Raw genomic sequence first — 16484 nt, 5'->3', positions numbered from 1 at the left:
GGAACCTGCACGGCGCGCAGCCGAGACACGGTGTCCGGAAGGTTCAGCCGGATGTCGGGTCAGGGCAGCCGGGCCTCCAGGCGGCCGTCGACGATCCGGGTCGGCAGCACCTGCTGGTCGTTCGCGGAGGGGCCGTGCACCACCTCGCCGCCGTTGAGTCGGAAGGTGCTGCCGTGCCACGGGCACACCACGCAGGCGTGCCCGTCGACCTCGCGTACCTCGCCCTCGCCGAGCGGCCCGCTCTGGTGGGGGCAACGCTCCAGCATGACGGTCACGTCGTCGCCGTGGCGGTACAGAATCACCGACACATCGTCGATATTGCGGGTGACGAGTTCCCGCTGCGGCAGGCTGGTCATCTCCGCCACCGGGTGCCAGCCCTCGCTGATCAAATGCAGGTCGGAGACGCTCACGTTCACCTGGGCACCCTGCTTGTACGCCAGATGCCCGCCGAGGTACGCCCCGGCACCGGCGGCGCTGAGCCCGAGCCAGCCGAGGGTGCGCCCGAGGCCGTGCCGACCGGACAGGCGCGCGGCCAGCGAGGCACCGTACAGCGCCAGCCCGACGGAGTTCGACGCGGCGTGCACCAGGCCGACCCGACGCTGGTCACGGGAGAGCCCCGCCCAGTCGTTGAGCCCGGCCACCGCCGCCGGCAGGGCACCGATCGTGCCGACCGCGGTCATGGTGGTCGCCGCCCGCTGCTGGCCGGGCATCAGGTCCAGCACGGCCGCGCTGATCCACGCGCCGACCGGTAGCTGCACCATCGCCGGGTGCAGCGGGTGCCCCAGCCAGACCCCGTGCAACAGGTCGCGGACCCGCTGTGGGCGCAGCACGCCCTGCACCGTCTGCTGCAACCGGTCACCGAACCGGTCCAGGCCGGAGGCTTGCTCGATTTTCGTCAACAACGCTCGCACGAGTAACGACTTCCCGCCGTACGCCGCCGCAAACCGGTCGTCGGGGACGAATAGCCAGCCGGGCGACGCCGGGGCATGCTGACGGGATGACGGTACGGGTGGAACGGGACGGGCCGGTGACGACGGTGATCCTGGACCGGCCGGCGGCCCGCAACGCGGTCGACGGGCCGACCGCTCGGGCGCTCGCCGACGCGTTCCGGGCCTTCGACGCGGATCCGACGGCGACGGTGGCGGTGCTCTGGGGAGCCGGCGGGACGTTCTGCGCGGGGGCCGACCTGAAGGCGATCGGTACGCCGAGCGGCAACCGGGTCGAGCCGGACGGCGACGGCCCGATGGGTCCGACCCGGATGGTCCTCGGCAAGCCGGTGATCGCCGCGATCTCGGGGTACGCGGTGGCCGGTGGCCTGGAACTGGCGCTCTGGTGCGATCTGCGGATCGCCGAGTCGGACGCGGTGCTCGGGGTCTTCTGTCGGCGGTGGGGAGTGCCGCTGATCGACGGCGGCACGGTCCGGTTGCCCCGGCTGATCGGCGAGAGCCGAGCGATGGACCTGATCCTCACCGGGCGTGCGGTGCCGGCCGCGGAGGCGTACGCCATGGGGCTGGTCAACCGCCTGGTCGACCCGGGCGGGTCCCGGGCGGCGGCCGAGCAACTGGCCGCCGAGATCGCTCGCCACCCACAGACCTGCCTGCGCAACGACCGCGCCTCGGTGCTGGCCACCGCCGCGCAGCCGGAGCCGGACGCCCTGGCCACCGAGCTGGCGTACGGCCTGCACTCCCTGGCCACCGACGCGGCGGCCGGCGCCGCCCGCTTCACCGCCGGCGCCGGCCGCCACGGATCCCCCATCCCCTGACGACCCACCCCACTCGCATGGTGGGCGCGCCAGGGGGAGGGGTCGGGTCAGTTGCGGGTGATGGAGAAGGTGGAGGTGATGTTGCGGATGTCCTGGTGGTTGTTGGTCAGGCGGAGGTTGGTGAAGGTGACGGAGCCGACGGCGGGGCCTTGGCCTGGCTCGGGCATCTCGTTGGCCCAGATGGCGAAGCCGGACTTGGCGTCGAAGGCGTCGCCGCTGCGTTGTGCGCCGCTGATGGACACGTTCGTGAAGACCGTGTCGGTGATCGGGTTCTCCGGCTGGCCGCCGGTGTACTTGGTCTGGAACATGATGCCCGAGTACGTCGGGTCGACGATGTCCACGTCACTGACGCGGATGCCACGGAACTCCTTCGACGCGGAGAACACCCAGATCGCCGGGAAGGTCTGCGCGCCCCAGAAATGACCACCGGACCGGATCAGTGAGATGTTCTCGAAGCGGGTCGGCGGGCTCGCGCCGAATCCGATGAACGGGTAGCCGAAGTCCAACGAACTGATCGTGATGCCGGAGTACGTCAACTGATCGGCGATGTAGAGGTTGCGGAAGACGTTGTCGTAGCCGCCGTAGACCGCGATTCCGGCCGCCCGCCAGGTCAGCGTGGCGGTCAGGTTCTCGAACACGTTGCCGTGGTTGCCGGTGGACGCGCCCTGGTCGGTGGCGGAGAAGAGGGCGAACGCGTCGTCGCCGTTGGACCGGCCCTCCGAGTTGCTGACCAGGTTGTCGGTGCTGCCGTTGGTCAGGTTCACCGCGTCGGCGAAGGTGTTGCGGAACCGGCTGTTGGTGATCTTCAAGCCGCTGACGCTCACTCCCCAGTACGCACAGACGGTGTGCTCGACCCAGACGTTGTCCAGGGTCAGGTTGTCGACATCCTTCAGCTCACCCCAGACCTTGCCCGGCCCGTCCTGCCGGATCGTGTAGTTGCCGAAGAAGGCGAGGTGTTCGAAGGACGACCCGCTGGCACTGGGCTCGACCCGGAACCCGGCGTCGGTGTTCTGCTGCGACGGTGGCGTCTGGAAGCGGGTGAACCACATGCCCGCTCCGACCACCTTCACCGCCTTGCCGTACACCTGGAACTTCTGGGCCGTCTCGTAGCTGCCGGCTGGCAGGTAGACCCCGATCAGGTTGCCGGTGGCGTCCATCCGGACCGCGTCGAGCGCACTCTGCACGTCGGCATGACTGAATCCGTTCGGCACCCGGTACCGCGCCGGGTCCGGGTTCGCCCGGGGCGCGACCTGCTCCAGGTTCACGAAGTCGATGGCGTACGTGGTGGAGTTCGCCGGATCCTTCTGCAAGCGGATCCGGCTACCCGCCGGGATGGTCGAGTTGAGCAGCACGTTCGCCTCGTCGTAGAGGTGCCGGGGCGGCCCGGCGCTCGGCGAGTCGCTCGGGCTGGCCTCGGCGCCGTACAGCCAGATGTGCTTCGACGTCAGGCTGATCGGCTTGTGCAGCACGCCGTTGACGTAGATGTTCAACGTCGAGTTGATGCCGCCGCCGTTCGGGGCGTCGGGCATGGAGAAGCGGGTGACCAGGGCGTTGGCCGGCGCTCTGGTGGTCCACTCGACGTACGCGCCGGTGGTGTTCAGGGTGACCGCCCGCCGGCCGGACGCCTCACCGGCCAGGTCGCCGATGGTCCGGTTCGGTCCGACGACCTGCGCCCCGCCGCCGACTGAGCCCTCCTCGGCCTCGTACATGTCGTACGGCAGGTCGGCGCCGCGACCCACGAACAGGGCACGCTCGCTGGTGTTGTTGGCCCGCTTCACGGGCAACTCGTTGGCGTCGGCGGCGATGACGACCCGGACGGTGTACCGCCCGTTGGCCGCCGTCCAGGTGCCCAGGTTCACCGGGCCTGCCGTGGCACCCGCCCCGATGGTGCCGGTGTACGAGCCGGTGAGCGTACGCACGGTCGTGCCGGAGTCGTTGAGCACGGTCAGCGTGACGTTGTGCGCCCCGCCGGCCGAAGCGACGGTGCCCTGGTTGCCCAGGCTCACCGAGAAACCGACAGTGGCGCCCGCGCTCGGTGTGCCCGGTGACCAGGTGATCGACGAGGCGACCAGGTCGGCGCTGGCCACCGGACTGACCACCAGCGGGCCGGAACTGGTCCGGCTGTTGTTCGACTCATCCTGCTCGATCACCGTGTTCGCCGGGTCGACCGCGGCGCTGAGCTGGTAGCTGCCCGCGTTGCGGGCGGCGACGGTGGTCGACACGGTGGCCGAGGCGCCGGCCGCGAGGGCACCGACGTTCGCCTGGCCCACCTTCGTGCCGTCCAGCGCGAAGTCGACCGTCGTCGCCCCGGCACCCGACGTGCCGGCGTTGCGTACCGACGCGGTGAGCGTGAGCTGGTCGGTCTCCACCGGCGCGGTGGGGGCGAACGTCAGGTTGGTGACGGTGAGGTCTGGGTTCGGGGCGGGGGTTCCGATCACCTGGAACTCGGCGACCTGCCCGTTGGGCGATCCGGTGTTGGCGGTGAACTGGAGCCGGACGTCGGCTGCGGTAGCCGCGACTGGGATGGTCACCGTGTTGCTGCTCGACGGGCTGAACGAGTGGTTCGCCGAGCCGACCAGCGTACTGAATCCGGAGCCGGACTGAGTGCGCCCGAGAATCGAGAAGGTCTGGGTACGCGGCCCCCAGACCGGGTCCGGGTTCAGCTTGACCACGACGGCGCTGATGCTCGCGTTGGCGCCGAGCGCCACGGTCAGGGTGCTCGGGTACGCCCCGGGCGCTCCCTCCCAGTAGGTGGTGACGTCGTCGTCGACGGCGTTGGCGGCGGCGAAGACGTGCACCATCGAGGAGGCGGTGGCCGGCTTGCCGGCGGCCAGGTTGGTGCCACCCGGGGTGCTGCCCACCCGGGTCACCGTGTTGCTGTTCGCCGAGACGTTGCCGGCGGCGTCCCGGGCTCGTACGAGGTACGACACCGTCGCGCTTGCCGGCTGCGTGTCCGTGTACGTCAGGGTGGTGCCCGAGACGGTCGACCGCAACGACCCGTTGGCGTACACGTCGTAGCGGGTCACCCCGACGTTGTCGGTCGACGCCGACCAGGTCAACCGGACCTGCCCGCCGCCCGGCTCGGTGAACGCCAGGTTCGTCGGCGCCGACGGGGCCTGGGTGTCTCCGGTGGCCGGGCCGTACACCTCCAGTTCGGAAAGCTGCCCGGCGGGCCAGCCGGTGTTCGCGGTGATCAGCAGCCGGACGTGCCGGGTGCTGGCCGGGGCGACTGACACGGTGACCGTGTTGCCGGCCGCCGGGTTGAACGCGTACCCGGTGGAGCCGACCAGGGTGCTGAATGCCGACCCGTTGGTGCTGCCCTGCACGGTCAGGGTCTGGGTACGCGAACCCCAGCCGGTGGGCAGTTTGAGCACCAGCCGGTCGACCGTGACCGTGGCACCCAGATCGACCTGGATCCACTGCGGGAAGGCGTGGTTCGGGCTTTCCCAGTAGCTTCCCTGACTGCCGTCGTTGGCGTTGGCGGCGACGTAGACGTCGGTGTGGCCGCTGGCGGACATGCTCCGGCCGGCGGCCAGGTTGGGGCCGCTCGCCGCGACGGCGGGCGGTGCGGGGGCTACGGCGAGGGCGAGGCCGACCGCAACGAACACGGCGGTCAACCGGGTGCGGAATCTGGACATGGGGGATCGACACCTTCTTCCGGGATGTGGAGAGGCGTTGCGAGGTGGTGCTTCTGGTGCGGCGTCGCCGGGCCCCGCCGGAGCCGAGCCCGGCGACGGGTCAGGTGGAGTGGACCTCGAACTCGGCGACCTGGGCCGCCGGCCAGCCGGTGTTGGCGGTGACGTGCAGTCGGAGGAACCGACGCTCCCCGGCGGGCAGGTTGATCGACACGATGTTGCCGGTGGCCGGATCGAAGGTGCGGCCGGCCGTGCCGGCAAGGGTGGTCCAAAAGTTGCCGTCGGTGGAGCTGAGCACCGACAACGTCTGCGTACGGGTCTGCCAGGCCGGCGATGGTGGCAGCTTCAGCACCACCCGACCCACCTGCCGGACGCTGCCCAGGTCCAGGGTGAGGGTCTGCGGGAAGGCGTTGTTGGCGCTCTCCCAATAGGTGTTCGCGTTGCCGTCCACCGCATTGCCGGCCAGGTACCCGTCGGTGTGGCTGGAGGCGACCGCCGGCCGGCCGAGAGCGAGGTTTCCGGTTGGTGGCGGGGTTGTGGACGGTGGCGGGCTGCTGCCGCCGTACACCTCGATCTCGGCGATCTGGGCCGCCGGCCAGCCGGTGTTGCCGGTGATGCTCAGCCGGAGGAACCGACGCTCGCCGGCGGGCAAACCAATCGACACGACGTTGCCGGCGGCCGGATCGAAGGTGCGGCCGGCCGACCCGGCGAGCGTGGTCCAGGCGTTACCGTCGGTCGAGCCGAGCACCGACAACGTCTGCGTCCGCGTCTCCCAACCGGCCGGCAGCTTCAGCACCGCCCGATCGACGGAGCGGGCGCTGCCCAGGTCGACGGTGAGGGTCTGCGGAAAGGCGTTGTTGGCGCTCTCCCAGTACGTGTTCGCGTTGCCGTCGACTGCGTTGCCCGCCTGGTAGGTCTGGTTGTGGCTGGAGGCGAGGACCGGCCTGCCCTGCGCCAGGTTGCCCCCGGCCGGCGGCGGCGTGGTGGGTGGCGGAGTGGTGGGCGGTGGCGGAGTGGTGGGCGACGGTGGGCTGGTCGGGCCGCTGCCCCACTGCGGCTCCGGCCACGGCCCGCAGTACGGCGTCGAGGTGTACCAACCGGAGTTTCCGGCCCCCTGAGTGATCTGGAAGCCGCTGCCCACACAGTTGTGCATCGGGTTTGCCTGTGCGATGCCGGTGGCCCGGACATTCGTGAAGGAGACCTGACTCGGTGCCTGCACCTGGAGGGCGTACGTGCCGGCACCGTCGATGCGTACGTCGGTGAAGCTGATCCCGCTTGTCGCGCCCTCGATCCAGTGCAGTGCCGCGTAGGAGCTGTCCAGGATGTCGGTGTCGCTGACCACGATCGACGCGTTCTGGATCGGTTCGTTCAACGCGGAGAACCAGATCGCCCCGACACCGAACCGCCAGTTGTAGTCCGAGTTGCCGTTGCGGATCAGGGTGTTGCGGGCGACCGTGATGGTGCCGGCGACCGCCGTCGGGCCGTGCACGCCGGTGTAGCGGTTGGCCACGTGGATGCCGCCGCCGTTGGTGACCGAGTCGGCGGTCACGTTGTCCGTGATCCGGATGTCCCGCCCACCGTAGGTGACCAGGTGGTTGGCGAGGATCGTCACGCCGACGGTGTTACGGGTGAACGAGTTGCCCACGTTCGGCACGGTGTCCGCCCACATGGCGAGGGCGTCATCGCCGGTGTTGCGGACGAAGGTGTTCGTCACCGTGGAGTTGGTGACCCCCCAGTGGAAGTTCACCCCGTCGGCGGTCTGGTCGAGGATCCGGCTGTTACGGATGGTGAAGTTGTCCATCGGGCCGTCCATCCAGGCACCGACCTTGGTGTGCTGCATCCAGACGTTGTCCACCACGGAGTCGGACATCGCTCCGCCGATGGCGTTGACCTGATCGGAGTCGACCCGTTCCCGGATGTCGCCGATGATGGCGAAGTCCCGCAGCAGCACGTTGCGGCTGGGGCCGCCGGCCTCGTGCGGGCGGATCTCACCCCGGTAGCCGCCACCGTCGACGTACTTGCCGTAGATGCCGGCGGCCCGCTGGCGGTCGGTGGGGTGCCGGCCGCCGAGCACCGAGTACCAGGGGCCGGCCCCGCGCAGCGTCACCCCGTCGACGACCACATGGTCCCAGAGGGTGAAGCTGCCCGGCGGGATCCAGACCGTACGGCCCTGCGCCCGACCAGCGTCCACGGCGGCCTGGAAGCGGGCGGTGGAGTCGGTGGCACCGGTCGGATCGGCACCGAAATCGGTGACCACGTCGAGGACGTTGGCCGGCTTGGTGATCGGTGCGCCGACCAGCTCGAAGTCGGCCAGGTCGATGGTGAAGGTCGGCGACTGGGCGGTCGACGCCACCTGGAGCCGGATCTTCGTACCCGTCGGGTAGGTGGTGCCGAACAGGGCCCGGGCCTCATCGTAGAAGTGGTGCGGGTTGATGTCGCCCGGGTTGTTGTTGAACGGGTAGCCGCCGTAGTACCAGCCGTACTTCGAGGTGACCGGCACCGCCTTGACCAGGGTTCCGTTCGCCCGTAGGTCGATGGTGGCGTCGCGGCCGGTGCCGGCGGCGTTGTCCGGGATGCTGTAGCGGAACGTGACCGCGTTCGCCGGGGCGGTGAGGGTGAATTCGACGTGCTCCCCGACCGCGTCGAGGGTAACCGCCTCCCGGCCGCTCGCCTCGGACGGCAGTGTTCCGTAGCGCCGGTCCGGCCCGATCCTGGTGCCGCTGTACGCGGCGTTCTCCGCCTCGTGCTCGATGAACGGTACCGTCGCACCCCGGCCGGCGATGTCGAACGGGGAGAGCCCGGCGGCCCGGGCCGGGGTCGCGGTGGTGGTGAGTGTGATCACCGAGATCGAGGCGGCGGCCAGTGCGGTGCCGGTGAGCAGGGCAAGCGTCGCAATGCTCCGGTTTCTGGGCGGGTGCGGGTGGTGCGGGACGGTGTGGTCGGCCATGAGCAGCGCTCCCTTTCTCAGGTGGCCAGGTCCCCCGTGGTGATGGCGGAACGGCGGTGCGGGTACCTCCTCGTCGGCGCGGGCTGGTGGTTCGGTCGGTGGTGTGCTGGCGCGGCGGGAGTCACCCGGACCGGCCCGGGGTACGCAGCCAGATGGCGGTGTCCGGGGGTAGCCGGTCGTCGTCGAGCGGGCCGCTGGCCAGCAACGTGTCGGTGTGCGGCGGTAATGGCACGGCACTGCCGGACAAATTGACCAGGCAGGTGAAGCCGGGTTCCCGGCGGAACGCCAGCACGTCGTCGGGTGTCGGCAACCAGGTGAGCGTCCCGTCGCCGAGCGCCGCCTCGGTACGCCGCAGCGCGATCGCCCTCCGGTACAGCTCCAGCATCGAATGCGGGTCTCCGGCCTGAGTCCGGGCCGTGCGGTCCTTCCAGTCGGCGGGTTGCGGCAGCCACGGCACGTGGCTCGCGTCATCGGGGCTGAAGCCGTAGGGCGGCACGTCCCCCGACCAGGGCAGCGGAACCCGGCAGCCGTCGCGGCCCGGGTCGACCCCGCCGGAGCGGACGAACATCGGGTCCTGCCGGAGCGCGGCTGGGATGTCCTCGACCTCCCACAGCCCCAGTTCCTCACCCTGGTAGACGTAGGCGGCGCCGGGCAGCGACAGCGACAGCAGCGCCGCGGCGCGGGCACGGCGGGTGCCCAGTTCCAGGTCGGTGGGGATGCCCTCGCGCTTGGCCGCGAAGCTGAACGTGGTGTCCGCCCGGCCGTAGCGGGTCACCTGCCGGGTGACGTCGTGGTTGGCGAGCACCCAGGTGGCGGGGGCACCGACCGGAGCGTGTGCGTGCAACGTGCCGTCGATGCTCTCCCGTAGTGCGGTGGCGTCCCAGGCGCAGCCGAGAAAATCGAAGTTGAACGCGGCATGCAGTTCGTCCGGGCGCAGGTAGCGGGCGAACCGCTGGCGGTCCGGCAGCCACACCTCACCGATCAGGGCCCGGTCCCCCGGATACGCGTCGGCGATCCGCCGCCAGTCCCGGTATATCTCGTGCACCCCGTCGACGTCGTGGAAGGGGTGCGGCCGATCTGCCACGATCTCGGGCAACGTCGAGTCCTTGACCAGCAGCCCGGCCGAGTCGATCCGGATACCGTCCACGTCCCGGTCGAACCAGAACCGCAGGATGTCCTCGAACTCGGCGCGCACCCGCGGATGGTCCCAGTTGAGGTCCGGCTGTTCGGGGGCGAAGAGGTGCAGGTACCAGTCACCGGGCGTGCCGTCCGGGTCGGTGGTCCGGGTCCAGGTCGGCCCGCCGAACTCGCCCACCCAGTCGGTCGGGCGCTGGTCGCCGTTCGGGCCGCGCCCCGGCCGGAACCAGAACAGCTCCCGCTCCGGTGCTCCCGGACCGCCGGCCAACGCCGCCTGGAACCAGGGGTGTGCGGCGGAGCAGTGGTTCGGCACCACGTCGACGATGGTCCGGATGCCGAGCGCGTGCGCCTCCGCGATCAGCGCCTCCGCCTCGGCCAAGCTGCCGAAGACGGGGTCGATGTCGCGATGGTCGGCGACGTCGTAGCCGGCGTCGGCCATCGGGGAGGGGTACCAGGGGCTGAACCAGATGGCGTCGACGCCGAGCGCCGACAGGTAGTTCAGCCGTGATCGGATGCCGGCGATGTCGCCGATGCCGTCACCGTTTCCGTCGGCGAAGCTGCGCGGGTACACCTGGTAGATCACCGCTCCCCGCCACCACGGACCACTGGCTGCTGCGGACACGCGCACCTGCTTTCTGGGGTCGGCGGTCATCCCTTGAGACCGCCCGTGGTGAGGCCGGACATGATGTTTCGCTGAAACACCAGGAAGATGACGACGGTCGGTATCGCGGCGATCACCGACGCGGCGATCACCACGTTCATCGGCGTACCGCCGGCGAAGGCGTAGATCCCCACGCTTACCGTGCGGGTCTCGGGGGACGGCATGACCAGCTTCGGCCAGAGGAAGTCCTTCCAGACCGCGGTCACCGCGAAGATCGAGACAACGCCGAGGATGGGCCGCGACATCGGCAGCACGATCGACCAGAGCGTGCGCAGTGGCGTCGCCCCGTCCATCAGGGCGGCCGCCATCAGGTCCTCCGGAATCGAGTCGAAGAACCGCTTCAGCAGGAAGATGTTGAACGCGTTGGCGACCAGGGGAAGCCAGATCGCGAACGGCGAGTCGAGCAGGTTGATGTGCAGGATCGGCAGGTCGATCACGGTCACGTACTGCGGGACGATGAGGACCATCGCCGGGATCATCAGCGTGGCCAGCATCATGCCGAGGATCACGTTGCCGAGGACCGGGCGGAGCTTCGACAGGGCGTACGCCGCGGCGGTGTCGAAGACCAGTTGGAACAGCACCGCGCCGGTCGCGTAGTAGAAGGTGTTGAACAGCAGCTTGGCCAGCGCCAGGTTGTGCCAGGCGTCGGCGTAGTTCTGCCACTGTGGATCCTGCGGGAACAGCGACGGTGGGGTCTGCGCGATCTCCTGGCCGGACTTGAGGGCTCCGGTGACCATCCAGTAGAGCGGCCCGAGGAAGACGAGCGTGAACCCGACGACCACGACGGCGAGCAGCATCCAGTAGGCAGCCCGTCCGCGACCGCGCCGAAGCTGGGCCTGTGAGATGAGGGTCCGGGTCCCGGTGTCCGGTGCCATGGGTGGTCTCCTCCTAGTCCTGTCTCGCGGTGAGCCGCAGGTAGACGGCGGAGAACCCGGCCAGCACCACCAGCATGATCACTCCGAGTGCCGCCGCGCCGTTGAGATCGTTCTGGAAGAACCCGTGTTGGTAGATGAGGTACGCGACCGAGGTCGCTGAGTCCTCCGCGCCCGCGCCGTTGGCGAGGATCAGCGGCTCGATGAAGAGCTGCATGGTGGCGACGATCTGGAGCATCGCCAGTAGCGCGAGAATCAGCCGGGTCTGCGGGATGGTGACGTGCATGATCCGCCGCCAGATCCCGGCCCCGTCCAGCTCGGCCGCCTCGTACAGCTCGCCCGGGATGTTCTGCAACGCGGCCAGGTAGATCAGCACGGCGCTGCCCATGTTCATCCAGGTCGACGCGATCACCATCGCCGGCATCGTCATCTCCGGCGACTGCATCCACTGCGACGTGGGCAGGCCGAAGGCCTTGAGGATCGCGTTGAACAGCCCCGCGTCGCTGGGGTCGTACGCGTAGAACTTGAACAGGAACAGCGCCGAGGCGGGCGGCAGCATCACCGGCAGGTAGACCAGGATCCGGAGGTACCCACGGGCGTGGCGGAACTCGTTGAGCAGGATCGCCACGAAGAACGGCACCGCGTACCCGAGGACGAGGGCCAGGGCGGTGAAATAGAAGGTGTTCTGCCAGGCGGTCCAGAAGCTGGGGTCGTCGAGGATCTGAAGGTAGTTGTCCCAGCCGACCCAGGTGGTTTCGCCGCGCCGGGTGCGCTGGAAGCTCATCACGACGCCGCGGACCATCGGATACCAGGAGAAGACCGCGAAGCAGAGCACCGCACCGAGCAGGAACGCGTGTCCGGTGAGATTGTCCCGTACCTTGCGGCCGAGGCTGGAACGCGGTGGCCCTGCCGGCGGCGACGGGGCGGGTCGACCCGGTGCGCGCACGGCACCCGGGACGGTGGTGATCGCCAAGGCAACTCCTGGTGGGCTGGGTGACCGGTCAGTGCTACGCCGCCCCCGGACGGTGGATCGGGGCGCTGCGGTCGGGGCGGGGGCCGGAGAGCAGGCCCCCGCCCCGCGCTCAGCTCGCGGTGGCGAGGAGCTTGTTGACCTTGTCCTCGGCGGTCTTGAGCAGCGCGTCGATGTTGGCGTTCGGGTTCGTCAGCACTCCCGACATCACCGCGTCCAGCACCGCGTAGATCGCCTGCGCATTGCGCGGCTCACCCTTGATCGGGACCGGATTCGCCTCGAAGTTCGCGAAGTTCGCGGTGTCCACATTCGCGTTGGCCTTGCGCAGCTCCAGCTCCTGCTGCTGCGCCTGGCTGCCGTTGGTGAACAGCAGCGGCTGCGGCAGACCGACCGGGTAGTTCTGTGGCTTGGCCCGGACGTAGTCCAGCTGGCCCTTGCCGGGCGTGAGCTTCTGGTACGCGATCCACTTGAGACCGGCGCGGACCTGCTCCGGAGTGAGGTCCTTCTTGAAGAAGTAGCCCTCGCCACCACCGAGCGTGCTCTTGGCCGGGCCGTCCTGGCCAGGCAGCGGCCCCATCGCCCAGTCCTCGAATTTGCCCTGGAACTGGCTGACGATCGCCTGGGTGGCGTCCGGGGCGCCGATGAACATACCGACCTTGCCCGCACCCGCGTTGGTCAACAGGTCGCCCCACTGGAGCAGCTGACGATCGCCCATGCTGTCGTCGCCGTAGCGCATGTCCTTGAGGTTCTGCAGGACCTGCCGACCCACGGCGTTGTTGAAGTCGGCCTTGCCGCCGTCGGCGGTCAGCACCTGGCCGCCCTGCGAGTAGAGCAGAGCGGTGAAGTGCCAGCCGCCGGTGTTGCCGGCGCTGTACTCCGCGTAGCCGGCGATGCCGTCGCCGAGCGCGGAGATCTTCTTGGCGGCGTCCCGGACCTCGGCCCACGTCTTCGGCGGGTTGTTCACGTCGAGACCGGCCCGTTGGAACAGCACCTTGTTGTAGACCAGGCCCATGGAATAGTTCTTCACCGGCACGGCGTAGAGCTTCCCGTCGTCGGTGAAGACCTCCTTCAGGGCCGGGTCGACGCTGTCCCAGGTGGGGACGGTGTCCGTGGTGGCGTACTCGGTGATGTCCATCGCCTGGCCGGAGTCGAGCACCTGCTGCAGGTCGGTCATGTACCCGTAGAACACGTCCGTCACGGTGCCGCCGGCCAGTCGGGCGGTGAAGTCCGGCGGGTTGTTGCACTGCTCGCCGACGCTCACGCTCTTGACGACGATGTCGGGGTTCTGCCGCTGGAACTCGGCGACGTCGGCGTTCCAGTTTTGCAGCAGTTCTTTCTGGGCGCCGACCGGCTGGCAGTCGACGGTGATGGTGACCTTGCCGCTCGCGTCGCCGCTGGTGTCGCCGCTCTTGGTGGAGCAGGCCGCGAGGCCGAGCCCCAGACCGGCCACGAGCGTCAACGCGGCTGCCTTCCGGTACTGCGGTACGGACATCTGTCCATCCCTTCGGGAACGGGTGTCGAGGTGAAGTCGGTGATCGGCGGTTGGTGTGCCACGCCGCGAAACCTGCTGGTGATCGTGTCCGCGCTGCACCCCTGACCCTCCGTTACCTACCGGCGGCCAGGTGTGAGTGGAGTCACTGTAACGTCGGCGACTTGATTCAGCAAGGTTCGAATGTAGAAGTGAAAATATGCGACTTGCTTGCGGCAGATCGTGACTGCCCGGCGGTGGTGGCGATAGGAAGGCATGGGACCACTACCCGACGGCATGACGAAGCGGCCGCCGACCGCAGGCAGCGGACGGCGGCCGAGGATCTCGGGTTCAGCCGGAAGGGCGACGACCGGTCACGTCGATGGCCGTGCGACGGTGCCGCCGGCACGTCGGATCATCGCCGATAGCCGGTGGGGACAACGGTCAGGAACGGGGCGTGGGGGCGGTCGAGCCACGCACCACCAGTTCGGGCTCGAAGAGCAACTCGTCGGTGAGCACACCCCCGCCCTCGATCTGAGTGACCAGCAGGTCCACGGCCGCCTGCCCCATCGTCTCGATCGGCTGCCGGACGGTGGTCAGCGGCGGATCGGTGCAGGTCATGAACGCCGAGTCGTCGTAGCCGACCACCGACACGTCGTCGGGCACCGAGCGGCCGAGCCGGCGCACCGCGCGGATGGCGCCCAGAGCCAACACGTCGCTGGCGCAGATGATCCCGGTGACTCCCCGGTCGACCAGCTTGGTCGCCGCGACCCGGGCACCTTCCATCGAGAAGCTGGAGCGCTCGACCCACTCCGCCCCCTCGTCCCAGCCGATGACGCGGCGCATGGCGGTCAGTTTCCGCCGTGACGGCACGTGGTCCTCGGGCCCGAGCACCAGGCCGATCCGTTCGTGCCCCAACGAGCGCAGGTGGCCGTACGCCTGCTCGACCGCGACCGCGTCGTCCGTGGAGACCCGGGGGAAGCCGAGTTCGTCCACACCCGCGTTGACCAGCACCACCGGCAACCCCCGGTCGGTCAGCCGGCGGTAGTGCTCGTGCGACGCGTCGGCCAGCGCATACGACCCGCCGGCGAAGATCACGCCGGAGACCTGATGGTCCAGCAGCATCTCGACGTACGCGGACTCGGAGACGCCACCGATGGTGCGGGCGCACAGCGCCGGGGTGAAGCCGCGTTGGGCCAGCGAGCCGGTGACCACCTCGGCCAGCGCCGGGAAGATCGGGTTCTGCAACTCGGGCAACACCAGCCCGACCAGTCGGGCACGTTCACCGCGCAGCTTGCTCGGCCGCTCGTAACCGAGCACGTCCAGGGCGGTCAGCACCGCCGTCCGGGTCGCCTCGGCCACGCCATCGCGGCCGTTGAGCACCCGGCTCACGGTGGCTTCGCTGACGCCTGCCTTGCGGGCGACCTCGGTCAGTCTCTTCGTCACGGCCGCAATAGTACGCCGAGGCTCTGCAAGAAAAGAACAGCCATCTGTCGGTGGATGACGGATGGTGTCCGGTCACTGTCCGAGATTGCGCAGCGCGTCGGAGATCGCGCGGTGGAAGGTCGGGTACGCGTAGATCATGTGCCGGAGCTGGCTCAGCGGTACGGCCGCGTGCACGGCCACGGCCAGGCCCGACAGCACCTCGCCGCCGGCCGGGCCGGCCGAGGTGGCCCCGATCAACACCCCCTGGTCGGCGTCCGCGACGAGCTTGATGAAGCCGTCGTCGTCGGTGCCGTGGATCCAGCCACGGGCGGACGACGCCAGCCGGGTGAAGCCGACCTGCACGTTGATGCCGCGGTCGCGGGCCTGCTGCTCGGTGAGACCGACCGCGCCGATCTCCGGATCGGTGAAGGTGACCCGGGGCAACGCCCGGTAGTCGGCGCGGGGCACCGAACCCGCCGAACCGCTCGATCCGGTGGCGGCCAGCGAACTGGCCACGCCGACCGCGCCGCCGACCACGCTGGCCGTACCGCTCGGGTCCGCGCCGCCCCGCGACCGTCGCGTGTGGTCGAGCACGTCGGCGACCACGATGGACGCCTGATACATCGCGACGTGAGTGAAGGCACCCTCGCCGGTGACGTCGCCGACCGCCCAGATTCCCTCGGTGACGTGCAGCCGGTCGTCCACCGGCAGGTACCGCCCGCCCGGGTCGACGCCCACCGAGTCCAGCCCCAACTCGTCGAGGTGGGCGCGGCGGCCGGTCACCACCAGCAGCCGCTCGGCGGTGAACTCCTCGCCCCCGGTGCCGCGCAGGGTGAACCCGCCGACGCCGTGTTCGACCCGGGCGGCCTTGACCCTGGTGTGGATCTCCACCCCGTCGGCCCGCAACGCGGCGGCCGCCGCCTCGGACGACTCCGGCTCCTCGACGGCCAGCACCCGGTCGAGCGCCTCGACCACGGTGACCCGTACGCCGAAGCGGGCGAAGACCTGCGCCAGTTCGAGCCCGATCGCGCCGCCGCCCAGCACCAGCAGCGAGCCGGGCAGTTCCTCGACCTCGATGGCCTCGCGGTTGGTCCAGTACGGGGTGTCCGCCAGCCCGTCCACCGGTGGCACCGACGGGCGGGTGCCGGTACCCAGCACGATGCCGTGGCGAGCCTGGAAGACCTGGTCGCCGACCCGCACCCGACCCGGTCCGTCGAGTCGGCCGCTGCCGCGTACGAAGCGCCCGCCCTTGTCGGTGAACCGCTGCACCGCCACCCGGTCGTCCCAGTTGTCGGTGGCCTCCGCCCGGATCCGTTTCGCCACCGGCGCCCAGTCCGGGGTGACCTGTGCGGTGCCGCCGAGGCCGTCGACCCGGCGGGCCTCGGCGATCGCGTTCGCTGCCCGGATCATCATCTTGCTCGGCACGCACCCCCAGTAGGGACACTCCCCGCCGACCAGGTCGCGTTCCACGCCGACCACGGTGAGCCCGGCCTCCGCCAGCCGACCGGCGACCTCCTCCCCGCCGACTCCGAGTCCGAGCACCACCACGTCGACCAGTTCCGGCTCCGCCATGCCGCCAGCATCGCGCACCGGGCGGCCCTCGGCCA

The 16484-nt window shown here is 69.8% G+C and carries 10 protein-coding genes; 1 reads left to right on the top strand and 9 read right to left on the bottom strand.

Annotated elements, in window-relative coordinates; genetic code table 11:
• Positions 1 to 59: 59 nt before the first annotated feature.
• Positions 60 to 911, bottom strand: coding sequence for a Rieske (2Fe-2S) protein (locus tag O7597_RS12815; protein ID WP_269740359.1), 852 nt, complete (start codon positions 909 to 911; stop codon positions 60 to 62).
• Between the two features lie 86 nt (positions 912 to 997).
• On the opposite strand from O7597_RS12815, the gene O7597_RS12810 reads away from it, so the two are divergent.
• Complete coding sequence (locus O7597_RS12810; RefSeq protein ID WP_269740360.1) at positions 998 to 1762, top strand: crotonase/enoyl-CoA hydratase family protein; 765 nt, start codon at positions 998 to 1000, stop codon at positions 1760 to 1762.
• A 47-nt stretch (positions 1763 to 1809) separates the two neighbouring features.
• On the opposite strand, the gene O7597_RS12805 is transcribed toward O7597_RS12810, so the two are convergent.
• From O7597_RS12805 to O7597_RS12770, 8 genes are all read right to left on the bottom strand, one after another.
• Positions 1810 to 5400, bottom strand: a complete 3591-nt coding sequence (locus tag O7597_RS12805; RefSeq protein WP_281582818.1) for a discoidin domain-containing protein — start codon at positions 5398 to 5400, stop codon at positions 1810 to 1812.
• A 100-nt stretch (positions 5401 to 5500) separates the two neighbouring features.
• On the bottom strand, positions 5501 to 8344 hold the full coding sequence (locus O7597_RS12800) for a discoidin domain-containing protein (RefSeq protein WP_281582817.1): 2844 nt from the start codon (positions 8342 to 8344) through the stop codon (positions 5501 to 5503).
• Between the two features lie 121 nt (positions 8345 to 8465).
• Complete coding sequence (locus O7597_RS12795; protein WP_281582816.1) at positions 8466 to 10133, bottom strand: glycoside hydrolase family 13 protein; 1668 nt, start codon at positions 10131 to 10133, stop codon at positions 8466 to 8468.
• Complete coding sequence (locus O7597_RS12790; protein WP_281582815.1) at positions 10130 to 11017, bottom strand: carbohydrate ABC transporter permease; 888 nt, start codon at positions 11015 to 11017, stop codon at positions 10130 to 10132. Before O7597_RS12790 ends, O7597_RS12795 begins: the two co-directional genes overlap by 4 nt.
• Positions 11018 to 11030: 13 nt before the next feature.
• Positions 11031 to 11987: a sugar ABC transporter permease gene (locus O7597_RS12785; protein ID WP_281582814.1), complete on the bottom strand. Its 957-nt coding sequence runs from the start codon at positions 11985 to 11987 to the stop codon at positions 11031 to 11033.
• A 109-nt stretch (positions 11988 to 12096) separates the two neighbouring features.
• Entirely contained in the window at positions 12097 to 13476 is a 1380-nt protein-coding gene (locus tag O7597_RS12780) for an extracellular solute-binding protein (protein WP_281582813.1), read from the bottom strand.
• 420 nt (positions 13477 to 13896) lie between these two features.
• Positions 13897 to 14898 (bottom strand): LacI family DNA-binding transcriptional regulator, encoded by a 1002-nt coding sequence (locus O7597_RS12775; protein ID WP_269740366.1) that lies wholly within the window; start codon positions 14896 to 14898, stop codon positions 13897 to 13899.
• A gap of 72 nt (positions 14899 to 14970) precedes the next feature.
• The gene (locus O7597_RS12770) at positions 14971 to 16449 is read right to left on the bottom strand and encodes an NAD(P)/FAD-dependent oxidoreductase (RefSeq protein WP_281582812.1); all 1479 of its coding nucleotides are present in this window, start codon (positions 16447 to 16449) and stop codon (positions 14971 to 14973) included.
• Positions 16450 to 16484 lie beyond the last annotated feature (35 nt).

Origin of the sequence: Verrucosispora sp. WMMC514 (assembly GCF_027497295.1) — a bacterium.
In the GTDB taxonomy this organism is placed as follows: Bacteria; Actinomycetota; Actinomycetes; order Mycobacteriales; family Micromonosporaceae; genus Micromonospora; species Micromonospora palythoicola.
This window is presented reverse-complemented; position numbering and strand designations above follow the sequence as displayed.